The 25,468-nt window shown below is 70.7% G+C and carries 22 protein-coding genes and 1 tRNA gene; 10 read left to right on the top strand and 13 right to left on the bottom strand.

Translation table 11 applies throughout. From position 1 onward, the window contains the following. Positions 1–23 precede the first annotated feature (23 nt). Together CP973_RS02105 and CP973_RS02100 are read right to left on the bottom strand one after the other, a co-directional pair. Positions 24–542, bottom strand: coding sequence for a DUF2617 family protein (locus CP973_RS02105; protein WP_150237064.1), 519 nt, complete (start codon positions 540–542; stop codon positions 24–26). A gap of 300 nt (positions 543–842) precedes the next feature. Next, the gene (locus tag CP973_RS02100) at positions 843–1,109 is read right to left on the bottom strand and encodes a hypothetical protein (protein WP_167538242.1); all 267 of its coding nucleotides are present in this window, start codon (positions 1,107–1,109) and stop codon (positions 843–845) included. Positions 1,110–1,360: 251 nt separating this feature from the next. Between CP973_RS02100 and CP973_RS02095 the strand changes: the two genes are divergently transcribed. From CP973_RS02095 to CP973_RS02085, 3 genes are all read left to right on the top strand, one after another. Beyond that, a complete protein-coding gene (locus CP973_RS02095) occupies positions 1,361–2,539 on the top strand; it encodes a pyridoxal phosphate-dependent aminotransferase (RefSeq protein ID WP_150237061.1) in 1,179 nt (392 codons plus the stop codon). A gap of 144 nt (positions 2,540–2,683) precedes the next feature. Further along, the gene (locus tag CP973_RS02090; RefSeq protein WP_208853121.1) at positions 2,684–3,889 is read left to right on the top strand and encodes a hypothetical protein; all 1,206 of its coding nucleotides are present in this window, start codon (positions 2,684–2,686) and stop codon (positions 3,887–3,889) included. A 131-nt stretch (positions 3,890–4,020) separates the two neighbouring features. After that, the gene (locus CP973_RS02085; protein ID WP_150237059.1) at positions 4,021–4,296 is read left to right on the top strand and encodes a hypothetical protein; all 276 of its coding nucleotides are present in this window, start codon (positions 4,021–4,023) and stop codon (positions 4,294–4,296) included. Between the two features lie 73 nt (positions 4,297–4,369). On the opposite strand, the gene CP973_RS02080 is transcribed toward CP973_RS02085, so the two are convergent. Together CP973_RS02080 and clpB are read right to left on the bottom strand one after the other, a co-directional pair. After that, a complete protein-coding gene (locus CP973_RS02080; RefSeq protein ID WP_150237057.1) occupies positions 4,370–4,906 on the bottom strand; it encodes a YbjN domain-containing protein in 537 nt (178 codons plus the stop codon). A 143-nt stretch (positions 4,907–5,049) separates the two neighbouring features. Beyond that, a complete protein-coding gene (gene clpB, locus CP973_RS02075; protein ID WP_150237055.1) occupies positions 5,050–7,698 on the bottom strand; it encodes an ATP-dependent chaperone ClpB in 2,649 nt (882 codons plus the stop codon). 456 nt (positions 7,699–8,154) lie between these two features. Between clpB and CP973_RS02070 the strand changes: the two genes are divergently transcribed. Both CP973_RS02070 and CP973_RS02060 read left to right on the top strand, forming a co-directional pair. Beyond that, positions 8,155–8,559: a pyridoxamine 5'-phosphate oxidase family protein gene (locus tag CP973_RS02070; protein WP_150237053.1), complete on the top strand. Its 405-nt coding sequence runs from the start codon at positions 8,155–8,157 to the stop codon at positions 8,557–8,559. Positions 8,560–8,942: 383 nt separating this feature from the next. Then, the gene (locus CP973_RS02060; RefSeq protein WP_150237049.1) at positions 8,943–9,347 is read left to right on the top strand and encodes a hypothetical protein; all 405 of its coding nucleotides are present in this window, start codon (positions 8,943–8,945) and stop codon (positions 9,345–9,347) included. 79 nt (positions 9,348–9,426) lie between these two features. Here CP973_RS02060 and CP973_RS02055 read toward each other — a convergent pair whose 3' ends face one another. From CP973_RS02055 to dnaK, 4 genes are read right to left on the bottom strand one after another with little or no spacing between them, the layout of a single operon-like run. Then, positions 9,427–9,882: a heat shock protein transcriptional repressor HspR gene (locus tag CP973_RS02055; protein ID WP_150243011.1), complete on the bottom strand. Its 456-nt coding sequence runs from the start codon at positions 9,880–9,882 to the stop codon at positions 9,427–9,429. A gap of 5 nt (positions 9,883–9,887) precedes the next feature. Continuing rightward, positions 9,888–11,063, bottom strand: coding sequence for a molecular chaperone DnaJ (dnaJ, locus tag CP973_RS02050; protein WP_030645189.1), 1,176 nt, complete (start codon positions 11,061–11,063; stop codon positions 9,888–9,890). Between the two features lie 42 nt (positions 11,064–11,105). Then, the gene (grpE, locus tag CP973_RS02045) at positions 11,106–11,765 is read right to left on the bottom strand and encodes a nucleotide exchange factor GrpE (protein WP_150237047.1); all 660 of its coding nucleotides are present in this window, start codon (positions 11,763–11,765) and stop codon (positions 11,106–11,108) included. Next, on the bottom strand, positions 11,762–13,618 hold the full coding sequence (dnaK, locus tag CP973_RS02040) for a molecular chaperone DnaK (protein ID WP_150237046.1): 1,857 nt from the start codon (positions 13,616–13,618) through the stop codon (positions 11,762–11,764). Before dnaK ends, grpE begins: the two co-directional genes overlap by 4 nt. A 352-nt stretch (positions 13,619–13,970) precedes the next feature. Here dnaK and CP973_RS02035 point away from each other — a divergent pair, with 352 nt between their 5' ends. From CP973_RS02035 to CP973_RS02020, 4 genes are all read left to right on the top strand, one after another. Next, the gene (locus CP973_RS02035) at positions 13,971–16,235 is read left to right on the top strand and encodes a (Fe-S)-binding protein (RefSeq protein WP_150237044.1); all 2,265 of its coding nucleotides are present in this window, start codon (positions 13,971–13,973) and stop codon (positions 16,233–16,235) included. Between the two features lie 429 nt (positions 16,236–16,664). Beyond that, complete coding sequence (locus CP973_RS02030) at positions 16,665–17,546, top strand: trypsin-like serine peptidase (RefSeq protein WP_244409243.1); 882 nt, start codon at positions 16,665–16,667, stop codon at positions 17,544–17,546. 200 nt (positions 17,547–17,746) lie between these two features. Then, positions 17,747–18,748, top strand: coding sequence for an AraC family transcriptional regulator (locus CP973_RS02025; RefSeq protein WP_244409242.1), 1,002 nt, complete (start codon positions 17,747–17,749; stop codon positions 18,746–18,748). 636 nt (positions 18,749–19,384) lie between these two features. Further along, the gene (locus tag CP973_RS02020; protein WP_150243007.1) at positions 19,385–20,383 is read left to right on the top strand and encodes a Yip1 family protein; all 999 of its coding nucleotides are present in this window, start codon (positions 19,385–19,387) and stop codon (positions 20,381–20,383) included. 171 nt (positions 20,384–20,554) lie between these two features. Here the strand turns inward: CP973_RS02020 and CP973_RS02015 are convergent, their stop codons facing one another. The 3 genes from CP973_RS02015 to dcd all read right to left on the bottom strand — a co-directional run bounded on the left by CP973_RS02015 (position 20,555) and on the right by dcd (position 23,383). After that, positions 20,555–22,087, bottom strand: a complete 1,533-nt coding sequence (locus CP973_RS02015; protein WP_425281925.1) for a ricin-type beta-trefoil lectin domain protein — start codon at positions 22,085–22,087, stop codon at positions 20,555–20,557. 206 nt (positions 22,088–22,293) lie between these two features. Beyond that, positions 22,294–22,791: a phosphoribosyltransferase gene (locus CP973_RS02010; protein WP_030180867.1), complete on the bottom strand. Its 498-nt coding sequence runs from the start codon at positions 22,789–22,791 to the stop codon at positions 22,294–22,296. A gap of 16 nt (positions 22,792–22,807) precedes the next feature. After that, the gene (gene dcd, locus CP973_RS02005; RefSeq protein WP_150237040.1) at positions 22,808–23,383 is read right to left on the bottom strand and encodes a dCTP deaminase; all 576 of its coding nucleotides are present in this window, start codon (positions 23,381–23,383) and stop codon (positions 22,808–22,810) included. A 592-nt stretch (positions 23,384–23,975) separates the two neighbouring features. Here dcd and CP973_RS02000 point away from each other — a divergent pair. Next, positions 23,976–24,049 (top strand) — tRNA-Gly (locus tag CP973_RS02000). A 51-nt stretch (positions 24,050–24,100) separates the two neighbouring features. On the opposite strand, the gene CP973_RS01995 is transcribed toward CP973_RS02000, so the two are convergent. Further along, positions 24,101–25,264: a tyrosine-type recombinase/integrase gene (locus tag CP973_RS01995; protein WP_150237038.1), complete on the bottom strand. Its 1,164-nt coding sequence runs from the start codon at positions 25,262–25,264 to the stop codon at positions 24,101–24,103. Continuing rightward, entirely contained in the window at positions 25,264–25,467 is a 204-nt protein-coding gene (locus tag CP973_RS01990) for an excisionase family DNA-binding protein (protein WP_150237035.1), read from the bottom strand. Before CP973_RS01990 ends, CP973_RS01995 begins: the two co-directional genes overlap by 1 nt. Position 25,468: the final 1 nt, after the last annotated feature.

Below are 25,468 nucleotides of genomic sequence, written 5' to 3'. Positions count from 1 at the left end.
GCCGGGAGCCGCCGACCGGGCGGTCACAGCGCCGCCGTCATCCGTACGCCCACCCGCGTACGCGTCGCGACCAGGCGCCCCTCCTGCGGGTAGGCGTGCCACGTACGCCAGCGCACCTGTCCGTCCTCGCGCTGCGCCAGCATCGCGGTGAAGGCGTGCGGCGAGCCCGGGAACGTTCCGGCAAGGCCGTGGGGGTGTTCGGCGACCAGGGCGAGCAACTCCTGTGCGCGCCCGGCGAACGAGCCGTGCGACAACGTCTCGACGTGCGCCGCGAATTCGTACTCCCAGTCGCCGATGCGTTTCGCCACGCCCAGCGGGAGCGGGGTGCTGCTGCCGGGTATGCAGGCGACCGTTTCGGAGCAGCTGCCGTGCTCCTCCTCCAGCAGCACCTGGTGGGATGCTCCGAGCAGCCTCAACTGCACGTGCGCCGTGGCGAGTTCCAGGTCGAGCACGGCGAGGGACGGCAACGGCTCCCTGCCCAGCGCCCAGGCCAGATCGGAGGCACGGGTATCGGTGTATGCCGTTTTCAGGGTCGTGAGCATGGGTCGGCTCCGCAAGCACGCAGTGGATGGTGGGCCGGCCTGCCCCGGAGACGGGATCAGGTGGTGACTGTCTGCCGGCTCGTGCCCACGTGGGGTCCGAGAACTGGGATTCTCTAGGGAGAGGGAATCATGAAAAGAGCGGGGCCCACAGCGTTTTTACCCATCTTCGTAGGGTTTCCATCCCTCAGAGGGCCACTCAGTTCAGTTGTTCAACAGCCCACCGCCCAGCGGGCGTTGGCCCCACCCGGCGCATATGCGGACCTGCATGGGCCCCGCGCATGTGGACGGGGCAACAACGCGTCAGGAACCGCCGCAGCCCCCGCCGCCACCACAGGACGAGGAGGAGTGTCCACCGCCCCCACAGGAGGAGTGCCCACCGCTCCCGCAGGAGTGGCCGTGATGGTGGTGCCCGCCGCTCGGTCCCGGATCACCGGCCACCCACCAGCCGGTGCCGTCCCGCCGGCCCCTGCCGAGGCTGCGGTGCCCGCCGTCGCGGCCCTGCGCCGCCGCGGCCACCAGCGCCGCGACCACCCCGCAGATCACCAGGAAGACCACGAATCCCATCATCGCCCCACTCTCCTTTCCGTCCCCCGTAGCGAGGCACCCGCCCCGGCGCCGCCGCTTCCCGGCGAGCCCGGGGCCCTGTCGTACGTGTCCTGCGATCCCTCTCCGATCCGCGCTGATCCACTCCGGTGCGCCCGGTCCGTCTTCCGGACGGCCCGCACCGCGCCGGGTCCGTCGGCGGGGCTCATGCCCCGGCCTCCCCGGCCCCAAAGCACAGTTGAGGAAGTCCAGAGGTTCGGCGGAGGATGGCGGGCATGTCACGACCGCTGCTCAACCGCCGCCTCGCGGAGTTCGGTACGACGATCTTCGCCGAGATGTCCGCGCTCGCCGTACGCACCGGATCGATCAACCTGGGACAGGGCTTCCCCGACACCGACGGGCCCGAGGAGGTCAGGGAGGCGGCGGTCCGCGCACTGCGCGACGGCCGCGGCAACCAGTACCCGCCCGGCCCCGGCGTCCCCGAACTGCGCGCCGCCGTCGCCGCCCACCAGCACCGCTTCTACGGCCACCTCGGCGTCGCGTACGACCCCGAGACCGAGGTCCTGGTCACCGCGGGCGCCACCGAGGCCATCGCCGCCTCGCTGCTCGCCCTCTTGGAGCCCGGCGACGAAGTGATCGCGCTGGAGCCGTACTACGACTCCTACGCGGCGTGCATCGCGATGGCGGGCGGCACCCGTGTCCCGGTGACGCTGCGCCCGTCCACCGAGGACGGTACGTACGCCCTCGACCTGGACGAGCTGCGGGACGCCATCACCGACCGCACCCGCCTCATCCTCCTCAACACGCCCCACAACCCCACCGGCACCGTCCTGGACCGCGCCGAACTCACCGAGATCGCCCGCCTCGCCTGCGAGCGCGACCTCCTCGTGATCACCGACGAGGTCTACGAACACCTCGTCTACGAGGGCGAGCACCTTCCGCTGGCGTCCCTGCCCGGCATGCGCGAACGCACCGTCACCATCGGCTCGGCCGGCAAGACCTTCTCCTTCACCGGCTGGAAGGTCGGCTGGGTCACCGCGAGCCCGGAGCTGGTCGCCGCCGTCCGCTCGGCCAAGCAGTTCCTCACGTACGTCTCCGCGGGGCCGTTCCAGTACGCGGTCGCCGAGGCGCTGGCGCTGCCGGACAGCTACTACACCGGGCTGCGGGACGATCTGCGCGCCAAGCGCGACCTGTTGGCCGACGGCCTCGCCGCCGCCGGTTTCCGCGTCTTCCGCCCGTCCGGCACGTACTTCGTCACCACCGACATCCGCCCCCTCGGCGAGGAGGACGGCTTCGCCTTCTGCCGGGCCCTCCCGGAGCGCGCGGGCGTCGTGGCCATCCCCAACGCCGTGTTCTACGACCACCAGGACCAGGGCGCGCCGTACGTCCGGTTCGCGTTCTGCAAGCAGGAGAAGGTCCTCCAGGAAGCGGTCGACCGCCTCCGCGCCCTCTGAGCGGAGTCCCGCGCGCCCCCGTAGGCCACCCGGTCGGCCTACAGGGGTCGCGTGGCGGGCGGGCCGCACCGAAAGTCGTGGTGTCGGGGTGTGCCGGGTGCGTGAGACCCGGCGGATGGCCGCCGCGCGTACCGGAGGTGTTTCGTGTCCGCCGAGACCGTCGACACCGCGGCAGCGCCACGGCCCGGCTCCGTACGCGTCCACGTCCGGGCCGCGCTGCGCCGTGCGGCCCCCGCCCTCGCCCTGTTCACGGCCATCCGCCTCGCGGGGGCCGTCTGCACGGCGCTGTGGGCCTGGCACACCGGCCGCCACCCGCGCAATCTGCTCGGCGCCACATGGGACTCCAACTGGTACCTGAGCGTGGCCCGGTACGGCTACGGCTCCCCGACGCCGCACCACATGTGGCCCCCGGACCCCCTCGCCGACCTGGCGTTCTTCCCCCTGTACCCGGGGCTGATCCGCGGCGTCTCCACCGTCCTGCCGATCGGCGCGCTGAGCGCCGGGCTGCTGCTCGCGTGGACGGCCGCCGCCGTGGCCGCCTGGGGGATCTTCGCGGTCGGCGCGCACCTCCACGGACGGCGCGCCGGCACGTTCCTGGTGGCGCTGTGGGCGCTGCTGCCGCACGCCGTCATCGAGTCGCTGAGCTACACGGAACCGCTGCTCACCGCGCTGGCCGCCTGGGCCCTGTACGCGCTGCTCACCGACCGCCCGCTGTGGGCCGGAGCGCTGGCGGCCCTGGCCGGCCTGGCACGGCCGAACGGTCTCGCGGTCGCCGCGGCGGTGCTGGCGGTGGCGGCCGTACGGACGTGGCGGCGCGGCCGGGACGGTCCCGTACCGCGGCAGGGCTGTCCCCTCCGGCACTACTGGGCGGCGGCCCTGATCGCCCCCGCGGGCTGGCTCGGATACGTCCTGTGGGTGGGCGCGCGCACCGGCGCGGGGCCGCGCGGCTACTTCCAGGTGCAGGAGATCTGGGGGTCCCGTTTCGACTTCGGCCGGGAGACCCTGCGGTCCCTGAAGCGGATGGTCCTGCACGACGCGCCGCTGGTGCAGCACATGGCGGCGGCGGTGCTCGCCGTGGCGCTGCTGCTCCTCGTACTCCTGGTGCTGGACCGGCCGCCGCTGCCGCTGCTCGCCTACACCGCCGTACTGGTGGCCATGGCCCTCGGCGGCACCGGCTACTTCCCGTCCAAGCCGCGGTTCCTGCTGCCCGCCTTCCCGCTGCTCGTCCCGGCGGCCGTCGCGCTGGCCCGCGCCCGCCCGCGCGCCGTCGTCCTGGCGACGGGCTCGCTGGCCGTGCTCTCTCTGGGTTACGGGCTGTACCTGCTGACCATGGCGCCCGAGCCGCTGTGAGCTTCGGCGGGCGGGCGGTCCCCGCGGTCACCGGAATGGCCGCTGCCAGGAGGGCAAGCGGCCGCTGCGGTGCGTTCATGAGTGGGGGAACCGCAACCCATGTGCTCGGGGAGTGTCCGAAAGGAATCGCCATGCTCAAACGTCTCGCTGCCGCCCTCGGCTGTATCACCCTCGCCTTCGGTGGTGCTGTGGCCATTGCCCCGACTGCCCAGGCCACTCCGCAGTCTTGCTACTACTACGTGCTGGAGCAGTACCCCGGCGCAGATGAAGAGGTGGCCGAACGGGCCTGCCGCGTCGGTGGACAGGGCGGTAGGGAGAACTTCCGCGCCTGCTACTTCGAACTGCGGAAGGACCACGTCCCCGCCGTGGTGGCCGGCGAAGCCTGCCGGCGCGCGGCCCGGGGCTGACGGCAGCACGGCGACGGGCCCCGGAGCGGATCGCTCCGGGGCCCGTCGGCGCCGCTACGGCCGTGTGGAGGACTTACGCCTCCTCGTCACCCGGCTTCGCCTCGCCGTCACCCTCGATGTCGGCCTCCAGGCCGAGCTGCTCGACGATCCACTTGTCGAACTCGATCGACGCGCGGACCCAGCTGACCGTGCTCGACACGAAGTGTTCGAGTGCGACGCCGGTGCCGATCAGCATCGACGCCTCGCCGATCAGGCGGACCGTGCCGTCGTCGTGGGTGTGGGTATAGGCCTTGGGCCACAGCGTCCGGCGGTTCCAGTCGTCGATCGCCTCCAGCAGCTTCGACTTGTCGTCGATGCCGTGCGGGCGGTCGTAGAACGTGCGGACGGAGAAGATCTGCTGCTCCTCCTCGCCGCGGAACATGAAGTACGTGCGGAACTGCTCCCACGGAGCGGCGAGGTCACCCTCGTCGTCGACTACGTACTTCAGCTCCATCTGGTCGAGGAGCTGCTTGACCAGGTCCTGGTCGGGCAGGACGGGACCATCAGGCCCCGACGGCTGCGGTTCGGGCTGGCCCCCGAAATTCGGGATCGAGGACGGGTCGATGCTCACCGTGGAATTCCCTTCGTATGGTCCTCGCCATCCTCCCCCATCCCGGCCCCGTCCTGGCAAGCCCGCCGCCGTCTCTCCGCTGTGGGCCGAACCGGCCCGGCGGACGGGACGGCGGCGGACCGCCGCGACCGCTCCGGTGCGCCTTACCGTACGGGACCGACGGCCAGCGACCGGCCGTCCTCGGCGACATCCACCCGTACGGTGTCGCCGTCCAGCACCTCGCCCGCCAGGATCGCCTTGGCGAGCTGGTCGCCGATGGCCGTCTGGACCAGTCGGCGCAGCGGGCGCGCGCCGTAGGACAGGTCGGGCCCCGGGGAAGCCTCCTGCGGCTGGTCCACGACCGGCTCCTGGCCGAGCCAGGCCAGCCAGGTCAGGGCGCGGTCGGTGACGTCCAGCGTCAGCCTGCGGTCGGCGAGCCGGCGCTGCAGGTGGGCGATCTGGATGCCCGCGATCCGCTGGAGCTGGTCGGTGCCGAGCGGGTGGAAGACCACCAGGTCGTCCAGCCGGTTCAGGAACTCCGGCCGGAAGGACGACCGGACCGTCTCCAGCACCTTCTCCTTCTTCTGGTCCTCCTTCAGGAGCGGGTCCATCAGGAAGGTGGAGCCCAGGTTGGAGGTCAGGATCAGGATCGTGTTGCGGAAGTCCACCGTGCGGCCCTGGCCGTCGGTGAGCCGGCCGTCGTCCAGCACCTGGAGCAGCACGTCGAAGACCTCGTGGTGGGCCTTCTCCACCTCGTCCAGCAGCACGACGCTGTACGGGCGGCGGCGCACCGCCTCGGTGAGCTGGCCGCCCTCCTCGTAGCCGACGTAGCCGGGCGGGGCGCCGACCAGGCGGGCGACGCTGTGCTTCTCGCCGTACTCGCTCATGTCGATGCGGACCATCGCCCGCTCGTCGTCGAAGAGGAAGTCCGCGAGCGCCTTGGCCAGCTCGGTCTTGCCGACACCGGTCGGGCCGAGGAAGAGGAACGAGCCGGTCGGTCGGTCCGGGTCGGCGATGCCGGCACGCGTACGGCGCACCGCGTCCGAGACGGCCCGGACGGCCTCGGCCTGGCCGATCAGGCGCTTGCCCAGCTCGTCCTCCATGCGCAGCAGCTTCTGCGTCTCGCCCTCCAGCAGGCGCCCGGCCGGGATGCCGGTCCAGGAGCCGACCACGTCCGCGATGTCGTCCGGGCCGACCTCCTCCTTGACCATCGAGGACTTGCCGTCGGCGGACGCCTCCTGCTCGGCCTCGGCCGCGGCGGCCTCCTCCAGCTCCCGCTCCAGGCCCGGGATCTCCCCGTACAGCAGCTTGGAAGCGGTGTCGAAGTCGCCGTCGCGCTGGGCGCGCTCGGCCTGGCCGCGCAGCTCGTCCAGCTTCTCCTTCAGCTCGCCGAGGCGGTTGAGGCCCTGCTTCTCCTTCTCCCAGCGGGCGGTCAGGCCGCGCAGCTCCTCCTCCTTGTCGGCGAGGTCCTTGCGCAGCTTCTCCAGGCGCTGCACCGAGCCGGCGTCGGTCTCGTTCTTGAGCGCCAGCTCCTCCATGCGCAGCCGGTCGACGGCGCGCTGGAGCTCGTCGATCTCCACGGGCGAGGAGTCGATCTCCATACGGAGGCGGGAGGCCGCCTCGTCCACGAGGTCGATGGCCTTGTCCGGCAGGAAGCGGGAGGTGATGTAGCGGTCGGAGAGGGTGGCGGCGGCGACCAGCGCGGAGTCGGCGATCTGCACCTTGTGGTGGGCCTCGTAGCGGCCCTTGAGCCCGCGCAGGATCGCCACGGTGTCCTCGACGGTCGGCTCGGCGACCAGCACCTGCTGGAAGCGCCGCTCCAGCGCCGGGTCCTTCTCGATGCGCTCGCGGTACTCGTCCAGGGTCGTGGCGCCGACCATCCGCAGTTCGCCGCGGGCCAGCATCGGCTTGAGCATGTTGCCCGCGTCCATCGCGGAGTCGCCGCCGGCGCCGGTGCCGACGACCGTGTGCAGCTCGTCGATGAAGGTGATGATCTGGCCGTCGCTCGACTTGATCTCCGCGAGGACGGTCTTGAGCCGCTCCTCGAACTCGCCGCGGTACTTCGCGCCCGCCACCATCGCGCCCAGATCCAGCGCCACCAGCCGCTTGTCGCGCAGCGACTCGGGCACGTCGCCCTTCACTATCCGCTGCGCCAGGCCCTCGACCACGGCGGTCTTGCCGACGCCGGGCTCGCCGATGAGCACCGGGTTGTTCTTCGTACGGCGGGAGAGCACCTGCACCACGCGGCGGATCTCCTGGTCCCGGCCGATGACCGGGTCGAGCTTGCCCTCGCGGGCCGCGGCCGTGAAGTCCGTACCGAACTTCTCCAGCGCCTTGTAGGTGCCCTCCGGGTCCGGGTTGGTCACCCGCCGGCCGCCCCGGCTGTCCTCGAAGGCGCTCAGCAGCTTCTTGGCCGTGGCGCCCTGCTCCGCCAGCAGCTCACCGGTGCGGCCGCCCTTGGCGGCGATGCCGATGAGCAGGTGCTCGGTGGAGATGAAATCGTCGCCCAGCTCCTTGGCGCGCTGCGCGGCGTCGGCGATGACGGCCAGCGTGTCGCGGTCCGGCTGCGGCGGGGCGACGGTCGAGCCCTGCACGCTGGGCAGGGCGGCCAGCTGGCGTTCGGCGCCGGAGCGCAGCGCGACGGCGTCCGCCTCGACGGCCGCCAGCAGGTCGGTGATGTTCTCGTTGTCCGCGCCGGCGAGGAGGGCGAGCAGCAGGTGCGCGGGGGTCATGTCCGCGTGTCCCGCCGTCACCGCCCGCTCGTTGGCGGCGCTCAGCGCCTCGCGGCTCTTGTTGGTCAGCTCGGCGTCCACTCGGCCGCTCCTCCTTGTGCTCGGTGTGTGCTCGGTGCCGCCAGGCGGCAGAACCTGCTCAGCTCAACGTCCGATAAGTTGAGTCTATTCCACTCAAGGCCGTTCCGGACAGCGTACGGCGTCTTCCGGCCCTTCTACGGGTGCACCCGGAGCGCCGGGCCATGCTTTTCCCGCCCCCGCCGGTTCCCGCGCGGCCGGTCACCGGAGGCCGCCGTTCGGGCACCGGAGACGCCCGTCCGGGCACCGCCGTCGACCGGACCGGGCCGTCCGACCTGCCTCCGTCGTACCGGGCCCGGACGGCCGGGACCGGTGCGGCGCCGGGCGCGATCTTCCGCGTTCTCCCGGGACATAGGGCGCTTTCCCGGCACCTCCCCGGTACCTCCACTCGGCCTTCACCGTTCCTCCGCAGCTTTTTCTCACGGCGCCCCCACAGGTTCCCCAATTACTCTTCCGCTCATGGCCCACGACCTGGACGACCTCAGCCCCGAGTACCTCGCCTTCTGGAGCGAGCACCTCATGTGCACGCTGACCACCCTGCGCCCCGACGGCACGCCCCACGTGGTCCCGGTCGGCGTCACCTTCGACGCCAACCAGCGCATCGCCCGCGTGATCACCCGCAAGGACAGCGCCAAGGTCGGCCACATCCTCGCCGGGGGAGCTGACGGCGCCCGGGTCGCGGTGTGCCAGGTGCACGGCAAGCGATGGGCCACCCTGGAAGGCGTGGCCCGGATCCGCACGGACGCCGACGTGGTGGCGGACGCGGTACGGCGCTACGCCGAGCGGTACGGCCGCACCCCCACGCCCAAGCCGGACCGGGTGATGGTGGAGATCACCGTGACCAAGGCGCTCGGCCGCGCGTAGGACACCGACCGGCCAGGTCCGTACCTGGCCGGATTCGGACGGCGCGCTTCCGCCGCCGCACGCCCCCCTGCTAAGCCGAGAGCGGGACAACCGCTCCCGCCGCGCACCCCCGCGGAGCGGAAAACTGCTGTTGGAGAGCGCATGGCGTCTGCATCACGCACCGGACCCGCCCCTGCCCGTACGGGCGTCCGCTCCCCCGGCACCCGACGTCCCGCCCGCGCCGAACTGTGCCCCCGCTGCGGCGGCCAGCTCGCCGTGAACCAGGACGGCTGGGCGATCTGCCACGCGTGCGGATACGCCTCCCCGCCCGGCACCGCCCCTCCACCCCGGTCCGCCCACGGCGGTATCGTCACCCCCACACCCGCCACGCCCCGGGGGGCACGATGAACTCGGTCCGAGTGACGGCGATCGCCTGCCTCATGCCGCTGTCGGGGCTGGACGACGACCCGTTCCTGGTGGACGACCGCACACAGCACGCCATGTGCACGCGCTGGGCCGAGGCCCGCGACTACGACCTGACCTGCCGGCTGAGCGTGCACCAGCTCCGCGCCGACCACGCCGCGCTGTGGCAGGACGTGGAGGCCGGGCTGGTCGATGTCTTCGTCGCCGCCAACCGGCGCGCCCTGGAGAACGCCATCGCCTCGGCCGACGAGTTCACCGCCCGCTGCGCCGCCGCCGGCGTCCGCCTGGAGATCGCCGACTACGACGAGCCGGTCTACACCAGCGCGATGAAGTCCCATGTGCACCGCCGGCTGTCCATGCCGACGGCCGGGTACAACGGCTGCTGAACCCGCCGGGCACCACGGCACGAAGCGGCGGGGCCGGAGTGCGCTGTGCACCCCGGCCCCGCCCACGGACGATTACGGCCTAGTCGGAGGACCGCTTCTTCGGACGCCACACGACCAGCGCGCCGGTCTGCTGCACGTCCTGGTAGGGCACCAGATCCCGGCGGTACGAGGCGTGCACGGCCGCCTCCCGCTGCTGCATGGCGGCAGCCGCGCCCTCGACCGCGTGCTGGAGCTCGGCGACCCGCTGGCGCAGCGCCGTGACCTGGTTCTCCAGTTCGATGATGCGCTTGATGCCGGCGAGGTTGATGCCCTCGTCCTGCGACAGCCGCTGCACTTCACGGAGCAGTTCGATGTCCCGGGCCGAGTAGCGCCGGCCGCGCCCGGCCGTACGGTCGGGCGAGACCAGCCCCAGCCGGTCGTACTGCCGCAGGGTCTGCGGGTGCAGGCCCGAGAGCTGAGCCGCGACGGAGATGACGTACACCGGCGACTCTTCGGTCAGTTCATACGGGTTCCGACGCCCGCCCCGGCCATCCATCCGACTCATGCTCCCTTCGCGGCCTGGAACAGCTCCGCCCGCGGGTCCTCGCCCGCGGTCGCCTCACGGTAGGACTCCAGCGACTCCCGTGCCTTGTCGCCGAGGTCCTTCGGGACGCTCACCTCGACGGTGACCAGCAGGTCGCCGCGGGTGCCGTCCTTGCGCGACGCGCCCTTGCCGCGCACGCGCATCGTACGTCCGTTGGGAGTCCCGGCCGGCAGTTTGAGCGTCACCGGCGGGCCGCCGAGTGTCGGCACCCGCACCTCGCCGCCCAGCGCGGCCTCCGGGAAGGTGACCGGGACGGTGACGGTCAGGTTGTCGCCCTTGCGGCCGAAGACCGGGTGGGCGTCGACGTGGACGACGACGTACAGATCGCCGTTCGGGCCGCCGCGCTCGCCCGGGGCGCCCTTGCCGCGCAGCCGGATGCGCTGCCCGTCGGAGACGCCCGCCGGGATACGCACCTGCATCGTGCGCGAACTGGTCGCCCGGCCGCTGCCCTTGCAGACGTCGCAGGGCGTCTCGGCTATCAGGCCGCGGCCCTTGCAGTCCACGCACGGGTCGGTGAGCGAGAAACCGCCACCGCCGCCGCGGCTGACCTGTCCGGTGCCGACGCAGGTCGGGCACACCCGCGGCGTGCCGTTCTTGTCGCCGGTGCCCGAACACGCCTTGCAGGGCGCCTGGCTGGACATCCGCAGCGGGACCGTGGCCCCGTCCGCCGCCTCGGTGAAGCTGAGCGTCACCTCCGACTCGACGTCCTGGCCACGGCGCGGCTGCGTACGCGTGCCACCGCCGCGGTTGAACAGGCCGCCGAAGACATCGCCGAGACCGCCGCCGAAGCCGCCGCCCGCCGAGCCGCCCTGGGCGCCGCCTCCGAAGAGGTCGCCCAGGTCGAAGTTGAACGATCCGCCACCGGCGCCGCCGGGGCCCGCGCGGAAGCCGCCGTTGCCGAACAGCGCCCGCGCCTCGTCGTACTCCTTGCGGCGCTTGGGGTCACCGAGGATGTCGTTGGCCTCGGAGATCTCCTTGAAGCGCTCTTCGGCCTTGGCGTCCCCCTTGTTGGCGTCCGGGTGGAACTCCCGGGCCAGCTTGCGGTACGCCTTCTTGATCTCCGCCTCGGTGGCGTCCTTCGGGACGCCGAGGACCTTGTAATAGTCCTTCTCCACGAAGTCCTTGGTGTTCATCCCCGACGTCCCTCCTCCCGTACTGCTTCTTCCGCCGCCGCGTCAGCCCTCGTCCGGGCCACCGCTCTCCTCGTCCGAAGCCTTGGCGTCGTCCTCCGAGGCGGCCTTTCCGGGCTGCGCGCCCGGCTGCGGCTCGGCCACCGCGACCCGTGCGGGACGGATCGTTCGTTCACCGATGCGATACCCCGGCTGGAGGATGGCGACGCACGTGGTCTCCGTGACATCCGGAGCGTAGGAGTGCATCAGCGCCTCGTGGATCGTCGGGTCGAAGGGCTCGCCCTCCTTGCCGAACTGCTGGAGGCCCAGCTTCGCGACCACGGTCTCCAGCGACTCGGCCACCGACTTGAAGCCGCCGACCAGCTCGCCGTGTTCCCGGGCCCGGCCGACGTCGTCGAGCACGGGCAGCAGCTCGGTGAGCAGATTCGCCGCGGCGATCTCCTTCACCGACACCCGGTCCCGCTCCACCCGGCGGCGGTAGTTCTGGTACTCCGCCTGGAGCCGCTGGAGATCCGCGGTGCGCTCGTTGAGCGCGGTGCGCACCTGGTCCAGCTGCGCCGTGAGAGCTACGTCCTGGTTCGCATCCCCGGCCGGGGCCGAGCCCGCCGTGTCGGCGGACTCGGCCTGCGCCGCGTCATCAGGGGTCTGTGCGGCATCGGCGGGGACGTCGGGCTTCTCCTCGAAGCCCGGAGTCTCCTCCGTCACGCGGCACCGTCCTTCTTCGGCTTCTCGTCGTCCACGATCTCGGCGTCGACCACGTCGTCGTCGGCCTTGGCCTGCTGGCCGCCCGCGGCACCGGCGGCGCCCTCGGCACCACCCGCGGCCTGGGCGTCGGCGTACATGGCCTGGCCCAGCTTCTGGCTGACCGCGGCGACCTTCTCGGTCGCGGTGCGGATCTCGGCCGTGTCCTCGCCCTTGAGCTTCTCCTTCAGCTCGGCGACGGCGGTCTCGACCTCGGTCTTCACCTCGGCGGGGACCTTCTCCTCATTGTCCTTGAGGAACTTCTCCGTCTGGTAGACGAGCTGCTCGCCCTGGTTGCGGGTCTCGGCGGCCTCGCGGCGGCGGTGGTCCTCGTCCGCGTACTGCTCGGCCTCCTGGCGCATCCGGTCGACCTCGTCCTTCGGCAGCGAGGAGCCGCCGGTGACGGTCATCTTCTGCTCCTTGCCGGTGCCGAGGTCCTTCGCCGCGACGTGCATGATGCCGTTCGCGTCGATGTCGAAGGTGACCTCGATCTGCGGCACGCCGCGCGGGGCCGGGGGCAGACCGGTCAGCTCGAACATGCCGAGCTTCTTGTTGTACGCCGCGATCTCGCGCTCGCCCTGGTAGACCTGGATCTGCACGGAGGGCTGGTTGTCCTCGGCGGTGGTGAAGATCTCCGAGCGCTTGGTCGGGATCGTCGTGTTCCGCTCGATGAGCTTGGTCATGATGCCGCCCTTGGTCTCGATGCCGAGGGACAGCGGGGTGACGTCCAGCAGGAGGACGTCCTTGACCTCACCCTTGAGGACACCGGCCTGGAGGGACGCGCCGATGGCGACGACCTCGTCCGGGTTGACGCCCTTGTTGGCGTCCTTGCCGCCGGTCAGCTCCTTGACCAGCTCGGCGACGGCCGGCATACGGGTCGAGCCGCCGACCAGGACCACGTGGTCGATCTCGGACAGCTCGATGCCGGCGTCCTTGATGACGTTGTGGAACGGGGTCTTGCAGCGCTCCAGGAGGTCGGAGGTCAGCTGCTGGAACTGCGCCCGGGTGAGCTTCTCGTCCAGGTGCAGCGGGCCCTCGGCGGAGGCGGTGATGTAGGGCAGGTTGATCGTCGTCTCGGTGGACGAGGACAGCTCGATCTTCGCCTTCTCCGCGGCCTCGCGCAGGCGCTGGAGCGCCATCTTGTCCTTGGAGAGGTCGACGCCGTGGCCGTTCTGGAACTGCTTGACCAGGTAGTCGACGACGCGCTGGTCCCAGTCGTCACCACCGAGGTGGTTGTCACCGTTGGTGGCCTTGACCTCGACGACACCGTCGCCGATCTCCAGCAGCGAGACGTCGAAGGTACCGCCACCGAGGTCGAAGACCAGGATGGTCTGGTCGTCCTTCTCCAGGCCGTAGGCCAGGGCCGCGGCGGTGGGCTCGTTGACGATGCGCAGGACGTTCAGGCCCGCGATCTCGCCGGCCTCCTTGGTGGCCTGGCGCTCGGAGTCGTTGAAGTAGGCCGGAACGGTGATGACCGCGTCCGTGACCTTCTCGCCCAGGTAGGCCTCCGCGTCCCGCTTGAGCTTCTGCAGGATGAAGGCGCTCATCTGCTGCGGGTTGAAGTCCTTGCCGTCCAGGTTGACCTTCCAGTCAGTGCCCATGTGGCGCTTGACCGAACGGATCGTCCTGTCCACGTTGGTGACCGCCTGGCGCTTGGCGACCTCGCCGACCAGCACCTCGCCGTTCTTGGCGAAGGCGACGACGGACGGCGTGGTCCTGGCGCCCTCGGCGTTGGTGATGACGGTGGGCTCACCGCCTTCGAGAACACTGACGACGGAGTTCGTCGTGCCCAGGTCGATGCCGACCGCACGTGCCATTTCGATTCCTCCATGACTTGAGTGGAACAGGCTCAAGCGTGCAGCACGTTGGCCGCTGTGTCAATTGACCTGAGCCGGTCACGCTCAACTTTCATGTCGAGCGCCTCGTCACTCCCGCTACGGGGGACGCGGTGGCGCCCACGAAGGGTTGCCTGCGCGACACAGATCACCGGCCGGGCGGCTTCATGGGGCTCGGGATACTGGGTAACCTCAGCGCAGACCCGAAAAGTTACTGCTTAGTAATCGCTGTAGATCTTGTCCCCGCGGACTCCGTGTACCCCTCGCGCGTACGCGCAGCCCCTCCAGAAGTATTCCCCGTAACCCCCGCACTCGCAGGCCCGAGGAGCCACCCATGCAACTCGCCGCGATCATCGTGTCGCTGGTCCTAATCGCGGTCGGCGTCGCACTGTTCGGCCGTGCCATCCTGCAGATCGTCCGGCAGCTGCGGCTCGGCCAGCCCGTACCGGCCGGCACCCGGACCGACAACCCGAAGCAACGCACGGTCACGGTGGTCAAGGAGTTCCTCGGCCACACCCGCATGAACAAGTGGGGCATCGTCGGCGCGGCGCACTGGTTCGTGGCGGTGGGCTTCTTCTCGCTGCTGCTGACGATCGTCAACGCCGTCGGCCAGCTCTTCAAGGCCGACTGGCTGCTGCCCGTCATCGGCGAGTGGGCGCCGTACAACGTCTTCGTCGAGTTCATCGGCACGATGACGGTGCTCGGCATCCTGCTCCTGATCGTCATCCGGCAGCTGAGCAAGCCCGGCAAGGCGGGCCGCAAGTCCCGGTTCACCGGCTCCAACTTCGGGCAGGCGTACTTCGTCGAGGCGGTCATCCTGATCGTCGGCGTCTGCATCTTCATGCTGCACGCGCTGGAGGGCGCCCAGCACCACGTGGACGGCTACGAGGCCTCGTTCTTCATCTCGTACCCGGTGGTCTCCTGGCTGGAGGGCATGGATGTCGGCACGCTCCAGAACCTCACCTACTTCTTCGCCGGCCTGAAGATCGCGACCTCCTTCATCTGGATGATCACGGTCGCGCTGAAGACCGACATGGGCGTGGCCTGGCACCGCTTCCTGGCCTTCCCGAACATCTGGTTCAAGCGCGAGGCCTCCGGTGACGTGGCGCTCGGCGCGCTCCAGCCGATGACCAGCGCGGGCAAGCCGATCGACTTCGAGGACCCGGGCGAGGACGACCAGTTCGGCGTCTCCCAGATCGAGCACTTCTCCTGGAAGGGCCTGCTCGACTTCTCCACCTGCACCGAGTGCGGCCGCTGCCAGTCGCAGTGCCCCGCCTGGAACACCGGCAAGCCGCTGTCCCCGAAGCTGCTGATCATGGCGCTGCGCGACCACGCGCACGCCAAGGCCCCGTACCTGCTCGCCGGGGGCGGCAAGGACGAGGAGGGCGCCGAGAAGGCGACCGCGGCCCAGCTCAAGGACGTGCCGGCGGCGGCGCTGGCCGAGGCCGAGCGCCCCCTGGTCGGCACCCTCGAAGAAAACGGCGTCATCGACCCCGACGTCCTGTGGTCCTGCACTACCTGCGGCGCCTGCGTCGAGCAGTGCCCGGTCGACATCGAGCACGTCGACCACATCGTCGACATGCGCCGCTACCAGGTCATGATCGAGTCCAGCTTCCCCAGCGAGGCCGGCACGATGCTGAAGAACCTGGAGAAGAAGGGCAACCCCTGGGGCCTGGCCAAGAAGCAGCGCCTGGCGTGGACCAAGGAGGTCGACTTCGAGGTCCCGGTCGTCGGCAAGGACATCGAGGACCTCACCGAGGTCGACTACCTGTACTGGGTCGGCTGCGCGGGCGCCCTGGAGGACCGCGCCAAGAAGACCACCAAGGCGTTCGCCGAGCTGCTGCACATCGCGGGCGTGAAGTTCGCGATCATGGGCGGCGACGAGGCGTGCACCGGCGACTCGGCCCGCCGCCTGGGCAACGAGTTCCTCTTCCAGCAGCTCGGACAGCAGAACGTCGAGATGCTGAACATGGCGTTCGGCGAGGATGCGGACGAGGGCGTCACCGTCCCGAAGGCCAAGAAGAAGATCGTCGCGACCTGCCCGCACTGCTTCAACACGATCGCGAACGAGTACCCGCAGCTCGGCGGCGAGTACGAGGTCATCCACCACACCCAGCTGCTCCAGCACCTGATCGACGAGGGCAGGCTGATCCCCGTCACCCCGGTCGAGGGCCTGATCACGTACCACGACCCCTGCTACCTGGGCCGCCACAACAAGGTCTACACGCCGCCGCGCGAGATCATCGCCAAGGTGCCCGGACTGCGCAACGAGGAGATGCACCGCCACAAGGAGCGCGGCTTCTGCTGCGGCGCGGGCGGCGCGCGCATGTGGATGGAGGAGCGGATCGGCAAGCGCATCAACAACGAGCGCGTCGACGAGGCCCTGTCCCTGAACCCGGACATCGTCTCCACTGCCTGCCCGTTCTGCCTGGTCATGCTGACCGACTCGGTCAACGGCAAGAAGAACGACGGCAAGGCGAAGGAGTCCATCCAGGTCGTGGACGTGGCCCAGCTGCTGCTGGACTCCGTCAAGACGCCGGTCGACCCGGCGGGCGAGGAGGCCGCGACGGACGCGCCGGAGCCGGAGCCGGTCAAGTAGCCGGTTCCGTCCGATTCCTCGGTCGCCCGGTTCCCCGGCCCCCGATCCCCCGGCTCCCCTGCCCCGCACCCGGTCGCTCCCGCTTCGGTGGGGGCGGCCGGGTGCGTTGCGTCGGTACGCATGCGTGTCATCGATACGGAAGCGTGCCGTCGATACGGTCACGTGTCATCGATACGGAAGCGTGCCGTCGATACGGTCACGTGTCATCGCTACGGTCACGTGTCATCGCTACGGTCGCGCGCCATCGATACGGTCACGTGTCATCGATACGGTCGCGCGCCATCGATACGGTCACGTGTCATCGATACGTTGCCGTCCCGTCGCTCCGTCCTCGTCCCGACGCTCCACCTCCGTCCCGACGTGCCGAGGCCGTACCGGCGTAGGCCCGTGGAGCGGCGTACACACGCGGCGCGACGTACCGTCCCGTACATGAGATCCGCCCGGACCCCTGTCGCCACAGCCGCCACCACCGTCACCGCCGCCGCTGCCGCGATGGCCGCACTCGTCGGGCTCACCGGCTGTGGCGGGAGTTCGCGGGCGGCGGACCCCTCGCAGCCCGCCGCCCGGCACTTCGAGGGGCTGCCCTTCGTCGGCGTCCTGTTCGCCGACGGGGAGCACCACTGCACCGCGAGCGTCGTCGACAGCCCGAAGGGCAATGTGCTCGTCACCGCCGCGCACTGCGTCCACTTCCAGGACGACGACGAGGACGGCGACGAGGACGGCGACGAGGACGAGGGCAAGGGCGGGGACCCGGACGGCGGGAAGGAGTCCGGGCCGATCACCGGCGACCTGCAGTTCGCGCCGCGCTTCTCCGGGGCCGGCGAAGGCACGTTCCCGTACGGGAAGTGGAAGGTCAACGGCATCCACGTGCCACGGGCGTGGCAGGAGGAGGACGGCGACCGGGGCGACTACGCCTTCCTGACCGTCGAGCCGGACGCCCAGGGCCGCTCCGTGCAGGAGGTCGTCGGCGCCGCCACCCCCGACTGGTCCTCCGGCCCCCGCCGCCACGTCACCGTCGTCGGCTACCCCAATGAGGCGTACAACCCCGACAACCACCCGATCACCTGCGCCACGGACACCCAGCGCGACGACGACCAGCCGTACATGATGCTGATGCGGTGCGGCGGCTTCCACGACGGCACCAGCGGCAGCCCCTGGCTCGCCGACCACCACGACGCCCGCCGCCCCGGCCGCCTGATCGGCGTGCTGAGCGGCGGCGACACGGACGCCGAGTCGACGGCCGTCCTCTTCGACCGGCAGGCGCGGGAGCTGTACGAGCGGGTGACGGGCGGCGCGGCGAAATCGTCCTGATCCACAGGGCGCCCGCCCCTCAGGGGCCGGTGCCCGGGAGGCGGAGCCGGGGGGATGGCCGTCCACCCCGGAACCACCGCCACCCGACTGCCCCCTGCACATATCCTTTCCCGAGTGCGCAGTTGAGGCGGGCAGTGCCGGACGGACGGTTCTGTCTGCCCGGGGGAACCTGTCAGCCCGGGGGAAGGGTCGTGCTGGACATGTCTGCTGAGCCGGGAGCGGCGTCACCGTCGGCACCCCCGGTGCTGTCCCTGCGGACGGCCGACCTCGACGAGGCCCGGTGGATGCTCGGCAAGGCCTTCTACGTCACCCACATCGACCGGCTCCGCCCGGGCGACGACGTGGGCGCGCACCTCGACGTGGTGCAGCTCGGCGCGGTCACCGTCGGTGAGGTGGGATTCGGCACCGATCTGCGGCTGCGGTCCGGGGAGCTGGGCTCGTACCACGTCGACGTACCGCTGAGCGGCAGCATCCAGTGGCGGCAGGGTACGGGCGCGGCGGAGACCGCCACCCCGGACCGGGCCGGGGTGTTCCAGCCGGACGGCAGCACCACCATCGACCGGTGGCACGCCGGCTGCCGGCTGCTGGCGCTGAAGATCCGTACGGCGGATCTGGAGCGGCACCTGGAGCACATGCTCGGCAGAACCGTCGGCGCGCCGGTGCGCTTCGCCGCCGGTTTCGACGTGTCCCGCGGCCCGGGGCTCAGCTGGGCACGACTGGTACGGGCCGCCGTACGGGACGTCCAGGACGCGGGCGGCCTGCTGCACCAGCCGCTGGTGTCGGCCCCGCTGCAAGAGGCGCTGCTGAGCGGGCTGTTGCTGGCCGCCGACCATCCGTACCGCGAGGAGCTGAGCCGCCCGCCCGCGCCCTCGTACCGCCCGGCGCCCGTCAAGCGCGCGCTGGACGCCATCCAGGACTGCCCCGAGCACCCCTTCGACACCGCCGAACTCGCCGCCGTCGCACAGGTCAGCGTGCGGTGGCTCCAGGAGGGCTTCCGCCGGCACGTCGGCATGTCGCCGATGGCGTACCTGCGCGACGTACGGCTGAGCCGCGTACGGGACGAGCTGCGGCGGGCGGGGCCGGGCGAGCTGAGTGTGGGTGAAGTGGCGTACCGCTGGGGCTTTGTGCACCTCGGGCGCTTCGCGCGCAGTTACCGCGAGCGGTTCGGGGAGACGCCTTCCCAGACGTTGCAGGCGCCCTGACGCGACGGCGGGCGATCGTCCTCGCGCGACGGCGGGCGGGCACCCGCGCACGCGTCCCCGCGGGCAGCCAGGCCCCGCCCACGAACACGCAGCGTGATCCGGATACCGCCTGCGCAGAATGGATCATGCCGCCGCTCCCGTACGGCTACGGTCTGGGTGCCAGGGCCCGGTCGGCGTCGCCGATGCGTACGTCCCTCCGTGAGTGCCGACGGCGGCATTCACCGGTGGACCGTGGTCCCTGGGTACCGGCCGGTATCCCCCCGTAACCGCTGCCGGACCCACCCGCCCGTGAGGCGTCGGACGACGATGATCCGATGCCTCACGGGCCGGTGAAGCCAGTGACGGCCCCGGTGAAGGGGATTCTCCGCGTCCTCTCGGGGAAGCGCGCCGACTCCCCTCGGGATAGCGCACCGACTCCCCTCGGGGAAGCGCACCGACTCCCCTCGGTGAACGCGCCCACGCCCGTCGGTGAACGCGCCCACTCCCCTCGGGGAGCCGTGCCCCCTTCCCGTCGGGGAAGCGCACCCCGCTCCCCTAGGGGATGTCACAGCTCGGCAGCAAAGCGGGCCGCTGTCCCCGGGCCCGGCCCCCGGGCCGCCGAGACCAGGTACGTTCGATGACGTGGCTGGATTCAGGATGGGTCGCGGACGGGACGCCCGGACCGCGCAACAGGGGCAGCAGCAGGGGCAGCAGGCTCCGTACGGTCCGCAGGGGCAGCAGGCGCCGTACGGCGGGCAGGGACAGCCGTACGGGCAGCAGCCCCCGTCTCCGCACGGGCAGCAGTGGCAGCAGCAACCGCACCGGCCACCGCAGCCCCCGCAGTCGTACGGCGGCCCGCAACCGGGTCCGTACGGCGGCGACCGGCACGGCGAGCCCGAGTACTTCGGGGACGGCGGCTACCAGCCGCAGCAGCAGTCCTACGCGCCGTACGCCAACGACAACGCCCCGGGCCACACCCAGCAGTTCAGCGTCGGCGAGGCTCCGGACGCGTACGGCCCCCCGGCGGACGACGGCTACGGCGGCCAGTACGGCGACGACGGCTACGCCGACGGCGGCACCTACCGCGCGGGCCAGGCCACGGCCCCGCCGGCCGGCCCCCGGCTGCCCTGGAAGCAGCTGCTGACCGGCCTGGTCACCCGGCCGAACCCGACCTTCTGGCAGATGCGCGACCACCCGGTCTGGGGCCCGGCCCTGATCGTCACGTTCGTCTACGGCCTGCTCGCGGTCTTCGGCTTCGACAAGGCCCGCGAGGACGTGCTGAACGCCACGCTCTCCAACAGCATCCCGTGGGTGCTGATCACCGCCGTGATGTTCGTCGTCGGCGGACTGATCCTGGGCGCGGTCACCCACACCCTCGCCCGCCAGCTCGGCGGCGACGGCGCCTGGCAGCCGACCGTCGGCCTGTCCATGCTGATCATGTCGATCACGGACGCGCCGAGACTGCTCTTCGCGATGTTCCTGGGCGGCGACAGCACCCTGGTGCAGGTGGTGGGCTGGGCCACCTGGCTGGCCGCGGGCGCGCTCTTCACCTCGATGGTGAGCAAGTCGCACGACCTCCCGTGGCCCAAGGCGCTGGGCGCCGCCGCGATCCAGCTGGTCGCGCTGCTGGCCCTGGTCAAACTGGGCACGCTCTAGCCGTAGACCGGCCCGGCGTACGCCCCGTAGGCCGGGCCGGCCGCACACCCCGTACACCGGCCCGGCCGCACACCCCGCACGCCGATCCCCCACCCTGCCTCCGCCGCAAGGCCCCGCTCTCCCGGAGCGGGGCCTTGCGCGCAAGAGCCGATCACGGCGCCCAAGAGCCGGTCACGCGAACCGCTGCCCCGCCGACCCGTCGCACTTCTGCAGCCGTACCGCGTCCTTGGCCGAGCCCAGCGTCAGGCACAGCCCCGGCGCGGCGGCCGGCCGGACCGAGCCGCTGCCCGCGTCCTTCACGAACTGCTGGTTGGCCGCGCCCGAGCAGTTCCAGAGCACCAGCCCGGCCCCGGCCTCGTACTTCGCGCCCGGCACGTCCAGGCACCGGTCCTGGGTCAGGCCCACGTGCACCGAGCGGCGCTCCGTGTCGTGCCACCAGTCCTGGTTCCGCTGTCCGTTGCAGTCCCAGCCGATCACCGCCGTACCGTTTCCGCTGCTCGCGCCCTTGGCGTCCACACAGCTTCCGGTGCCCGCGTTCTTCAGCGGCCGGTACACGTCGTCCCAGGCCAGCGGGTACAGCTTCGGCTGCCCGGTGCTCGCCGGGTCGGCGCAGGAGGCCTCGCGCCGGTCGGACGCGTACAGCTGCGTCAGGCAGGAGGCGAAGGCGCCGTGGCCGCGCGCGTTCGGGTGGAAGGACTGCCGTACGGAGTTGGAGTCCGGCGGGAAGGGGTTGGTGAGGTCCACGTACAGGCCGCGGGCCCAGGTGTCCTCCATGCACACCTCGTGGCCGTGGAAGAGCCGCGAGTTGTCGAGGTAGGTCGCGCCGGTGTCCGCGGCGACCTTCCGCATCCCCTTCTCGAACGTCGGAACGGCAACGTTCCGTCCCCACGCGGAGTCGGAGGTGTAGCCCGTGCATCCGCCCGGCAGCTTGCCCGGGAAGTTCGGGTTGTCCTCGATGTCCGGCCCGATGGGGCTCGGGTAGCCCATCACGACCAGCTTGTAGTCGCCGTCCGCGTACCCCGCGTCGCGCATCACGGTCCGCAGGTCGCGCACGCTCCGCTCGACCTTGGGCACCAGCGCGTCGACACGGCCCTGCCAGCCCGGCGCGTACTTCGGTTCGCAGGTGCCCTGCAAGGTGAACCAGCGGGTGACGCAGTCCGTCATCACCGGCCCGAACTGAAGGTCGTCGTTGGCCCCGGCCACCAGCAGCACCATCTTCAGCCGGGTGTTGCGGGCCTTGATCGCCAGGTTGTCGCTCTGCACCAGTTCGTCGGCGTACTGCTTGGTCCCGCCGATGTTGATGTTGCCGGTGTACGCGCCGGAGCAGGCGACGTTGTACGTCACGTCCGCCGGTATCCCGGTGCGGTGGATGGCGGCCTCGGGCGAGCGGTGACACCAGTTGTCGGGCCCGTTCGTCCCCGGCTCGTACGTACCGACGCCCTCCCCCGATATCTCGCTGTCGCCCAGCGAGATCAAGGAGGTCTTCCGCTGCCCGGCCGGCCGCTCGGCCGCGTCCCCGTACAGCTTGACGGCCTCGGCCGCCCGGATCTTCTCCAGCTCGGGCGGCAGCGGCTTGGCGGCCGCCGGACCGGCCTGGGCGGCCACCGCCGTACCGGCGCCCACCCCCGCGACCGTGCCCGCTCCGCCGAACCCCACCGCCAACGCCGCTGCGGCGGCCAACAGCCGCCCTGCTCTCGCACGCACCCTTGGGCCTCCCCTCCGGTCTGCTGTTTCCGCCGGTTTCTACTCGGAGGTAGCCACGGGTGGAACACCCGGAACGGGATTGGCCCGAATTCACCTTCCGCCCCGTAAACACAGAAGACCCACCGAAAACTCGGTGGGCCTTCCGTCGGGAACGGTCTCCCTCAGCGCCCGGAGCGGTCTTCCCCGGGCGCCCGGAGCCGCCTCCCTCAGGCGTCCAGGATCTGCCCCTCGCGCCGCACCACCGGCGGCTCGACGCTCCACGGGAAGTTGATCCACTCGTCCGTGCGCTTCCACACGTACTCGCACTTCACCAGCGAGTGCGACTTCTCATAGATCACCGCGCTGCGGACCTCGGCCACCGTCCCCAGGCAGAAGTCGTGCACCAGCTTCAGCGTCTTGCCGGTGTCGGCGACGTCGTCCGCGATCAGCACCTTCTTGTCGGAGAAGTCGATCGCGTTCGGCACCGGCGCCAGCATGACCGGCATCTCCAGGGTCGTGCCGACGCCGGTGTAGAACTCCACGTTCACCAGGTGGATGTTCTTGCAGTCCAGCGCGTACGCCAGACCGCCCGCCACGAAGACGCCGCCGCGCGCGATCGACAGCACGATGTCGGGCTCGTACCCGTCGTCGGCGATCGTCTGCGCCAGCTCGCGAATCGCGCCGCCGAAGCGCTCGTACGTCAGGTTCTCCCGCACACCACTCACTGGTTCTCTCGCACCCTCAGACCTGTGTCCGATGAAAATTCTTGTACGACCGCGAGGGCGTCGGCCCCCGCTGGCCCTGATACCGCGAGCCGTACTTCTCGGAGCCGTACGGATGCTCGGCGGCCGACGTCAGCCGGAACATGCACAGCTGCCCGATCTTCATGCCGGGCCACAGCTTTATCGGCAGCGTCGCGACATTGCTCAGCTCCAGCGTGACATGCCCGCTGAAACCGGGGTCGATGAAGCCGGCCGTGGAGTGCGTCAGCAGCCCCAGCCGCCCCAGCGAGCTCTTCCCCTCCAGCCGCGACGCGAGGTCGTCGGGCAGCGTGATGACCTCGTACGTCGAGGCGAGCACGAACTCACCGGGGTGCAGGATGAACGCCTCGTCCCCCTCCGGCACCACCTCGCGCGTCAGGTCCTGCTGCTCCACCGCGGGGTCGATGTGCGGGTACCGGTGATTCTCGAACACCCGGAAGTACCGGTCGAGGCGCACATCGATACTCGACGGCTGCACCATCGACTCGTCGTAGGGATCGATGCGGACCCGGCCCGCGTCGATCTCGGTCCGGATGTCCTTGTCTGAGAGAAGCACGCATCGAGGATACGCGCCCGGACCGACCCGCTCCGCACACCGCCGCCCCGCCCTCCCCGTCCGATACGGCGAGGGCCCGGCCCCGCCTCCGGGGCCGGGCCCTCGCCCGGAACTCACACAGCCGCTCCACCGGCTGCCGTCCACATCACCTCTCCACCGCCCGGCCGGTCCGGCCGGTCCTCAACGACTCACCGGCGGCCACCGCGCCTCAGCGCTTCTCGCCCCCCACCGGCACCGAATGCCGCAGCCGCGCACAGCGCGGACACCGCAGCAGGCGGCCGGGACCGAGCCGGTCCGTGGTCTGCATGGGAAACGAAGCGGTGCTGAACACGTGCCCTTCGGCACAACGTACGACGGTGCGCTCCATCAAGTCCTTCTCCCAAACGCGTGGACAACAAAAGCCACATTAGGGGATGAACTGGGCGCCACCACACGCGGCACTCCGCGCCCCCACCGTACGCCCCAACTCCCGCACCCCACACCGCAACCCACCCCCCGAACACGACCGGACCCCACGGTCAACTGCACCGGGGGCCTGCGATGGGGTAGAGTGTGCGACGCTGCACCGCCCTCACTACGGGCGGCGCGTCAAGCGGGTGTAGTTTAATGGTAGAACATGAGCTTCCCAAGCTCAGAGCGCGGGTTCGATTCCCGTCACCCGCTCCAGAGTTAAGGCCCAGGTCGCAGACCTGGGCCTTGTTTGTTGTCTAGACCGGCTTAAGCCTCCCGTGCCCGTTGCGTGCCCGATCGCTCTTGATCACGAGCCGCCTTGGCTTTCTGCCGCTCAGCACGAACATGGGCGTCGATGCCGCTGGCCACCTCCTTCTGCCGCTCCATGTCCGAGTGCTGGTAGATCAACGCGGCCCGCTCCGAGGACTGGCCGGCACGGACCATCGTGTCCTTGAGGGTCGCGCCGGATCGCGTCGAGAGCGTGTGCCCGGTGTGCCGAAGATCGTAGAACCGGAAGTCATCGGGCAACCCGACCCTCGCACGAGCCTTGCGCCACTTTCGCCCGAAGGTGGACCGCCGAAACGGCTTGCCGCGCTCCCCCACGAACAGCAGTCCGTTCGGCTCCTTCGCCGCGTACCAGTCGAGATGCCGTTCCAGGTCGACCGCCATGAACTTCGGCAGGACGAGAAAGCGCTTCCCTGCCGCTGACTTGGTGTCGCCCGGCGCGCGCCGACCTGTCGTCAGCTCAGGTTCGGCTGTGCGAATCCACACACCGACGTTCTCCAGGTCCACGTCCGGGCGGCGCATCGCGGCCTGCTCCTCCGGCCGGGCCGGACCGTACGCGGCGATGTAGACCATCAGCCGCCAGCGGGGCCCCATGGCATCCGCCAGAGCGTCCACCTGCTCGACGGTGGCGGTAGGCCGCTCCTTCGCCGACTCCTTACCGGCCCCCTTGATCCGGCACGGGTTACGGCGGATCAGCTCATCCTCGACGGCCGTTTCCATGATGGCCTTCAGCAGCCGGTACGCCTTGGCCACGGTCGTGGCGGCCCCCGTCGTCTGCAACCGCTCAGTACGCCAGGTCCGGACCCGTGGTGGAGTGATCTCATCGAGATCCAGGCCCTCGAACGTCGGCAGAACGTGCAGCCGCAGCAAGCGGCGGTACAGCTCATCAGTGGTCGCTGCGAGCCCGCGTTCATCCACCCACTGCAAGGCGTAGACCTTGAAGTTCACCGCCCCCGCGTCAGGGGCCTGCCAGTCACCCGCACGGACCTCACTCTGCCGATCCGCAAGCCAGCCATCCGCCTCCCGCTTCGTACGGAAGGTATGCGGTGCCGGTCGGTCGATCCCGTCGGGGCCCAGGTACCGAGCCTGGTACCGGCCGGACGGGAGCTTGCGGACCCGGCCGAACGAACGCTTCTTCCCTGCCATCAGGCCGCACCCCGCAGATGACGAACGGCGGGCGCGACCGTGTGCGACGCCACGAAGGCATTCACGGCCCGCTCAGGGATGCGGACGTGCCGACCAAGCTTCACGTATTCGATGCGCCGTTCCTCGATCAGCCGCCGAGGGAAGCGCACCGTCGTGCCGAGCCGGTCAGCGACCTGTTCCACGGTCAGCAGGCGATCAGCCATG

This window comes from Streptomyces albofaciens JCM 4342, assembly GCF_008634025.1.
GTDB classification, from domain to species: domain Bacteria; phylum Actinomycetota; class Actinomycetes; order Streptomycetales; family Streptomycetaceae; genus Streptomyces; species Streptomyces albofaciens.
The sequence above is the reverse complement of the archived record's forward strand: the minus strand, read 5'-3'. Positions and strand labels throughout refer to the sequence as shown.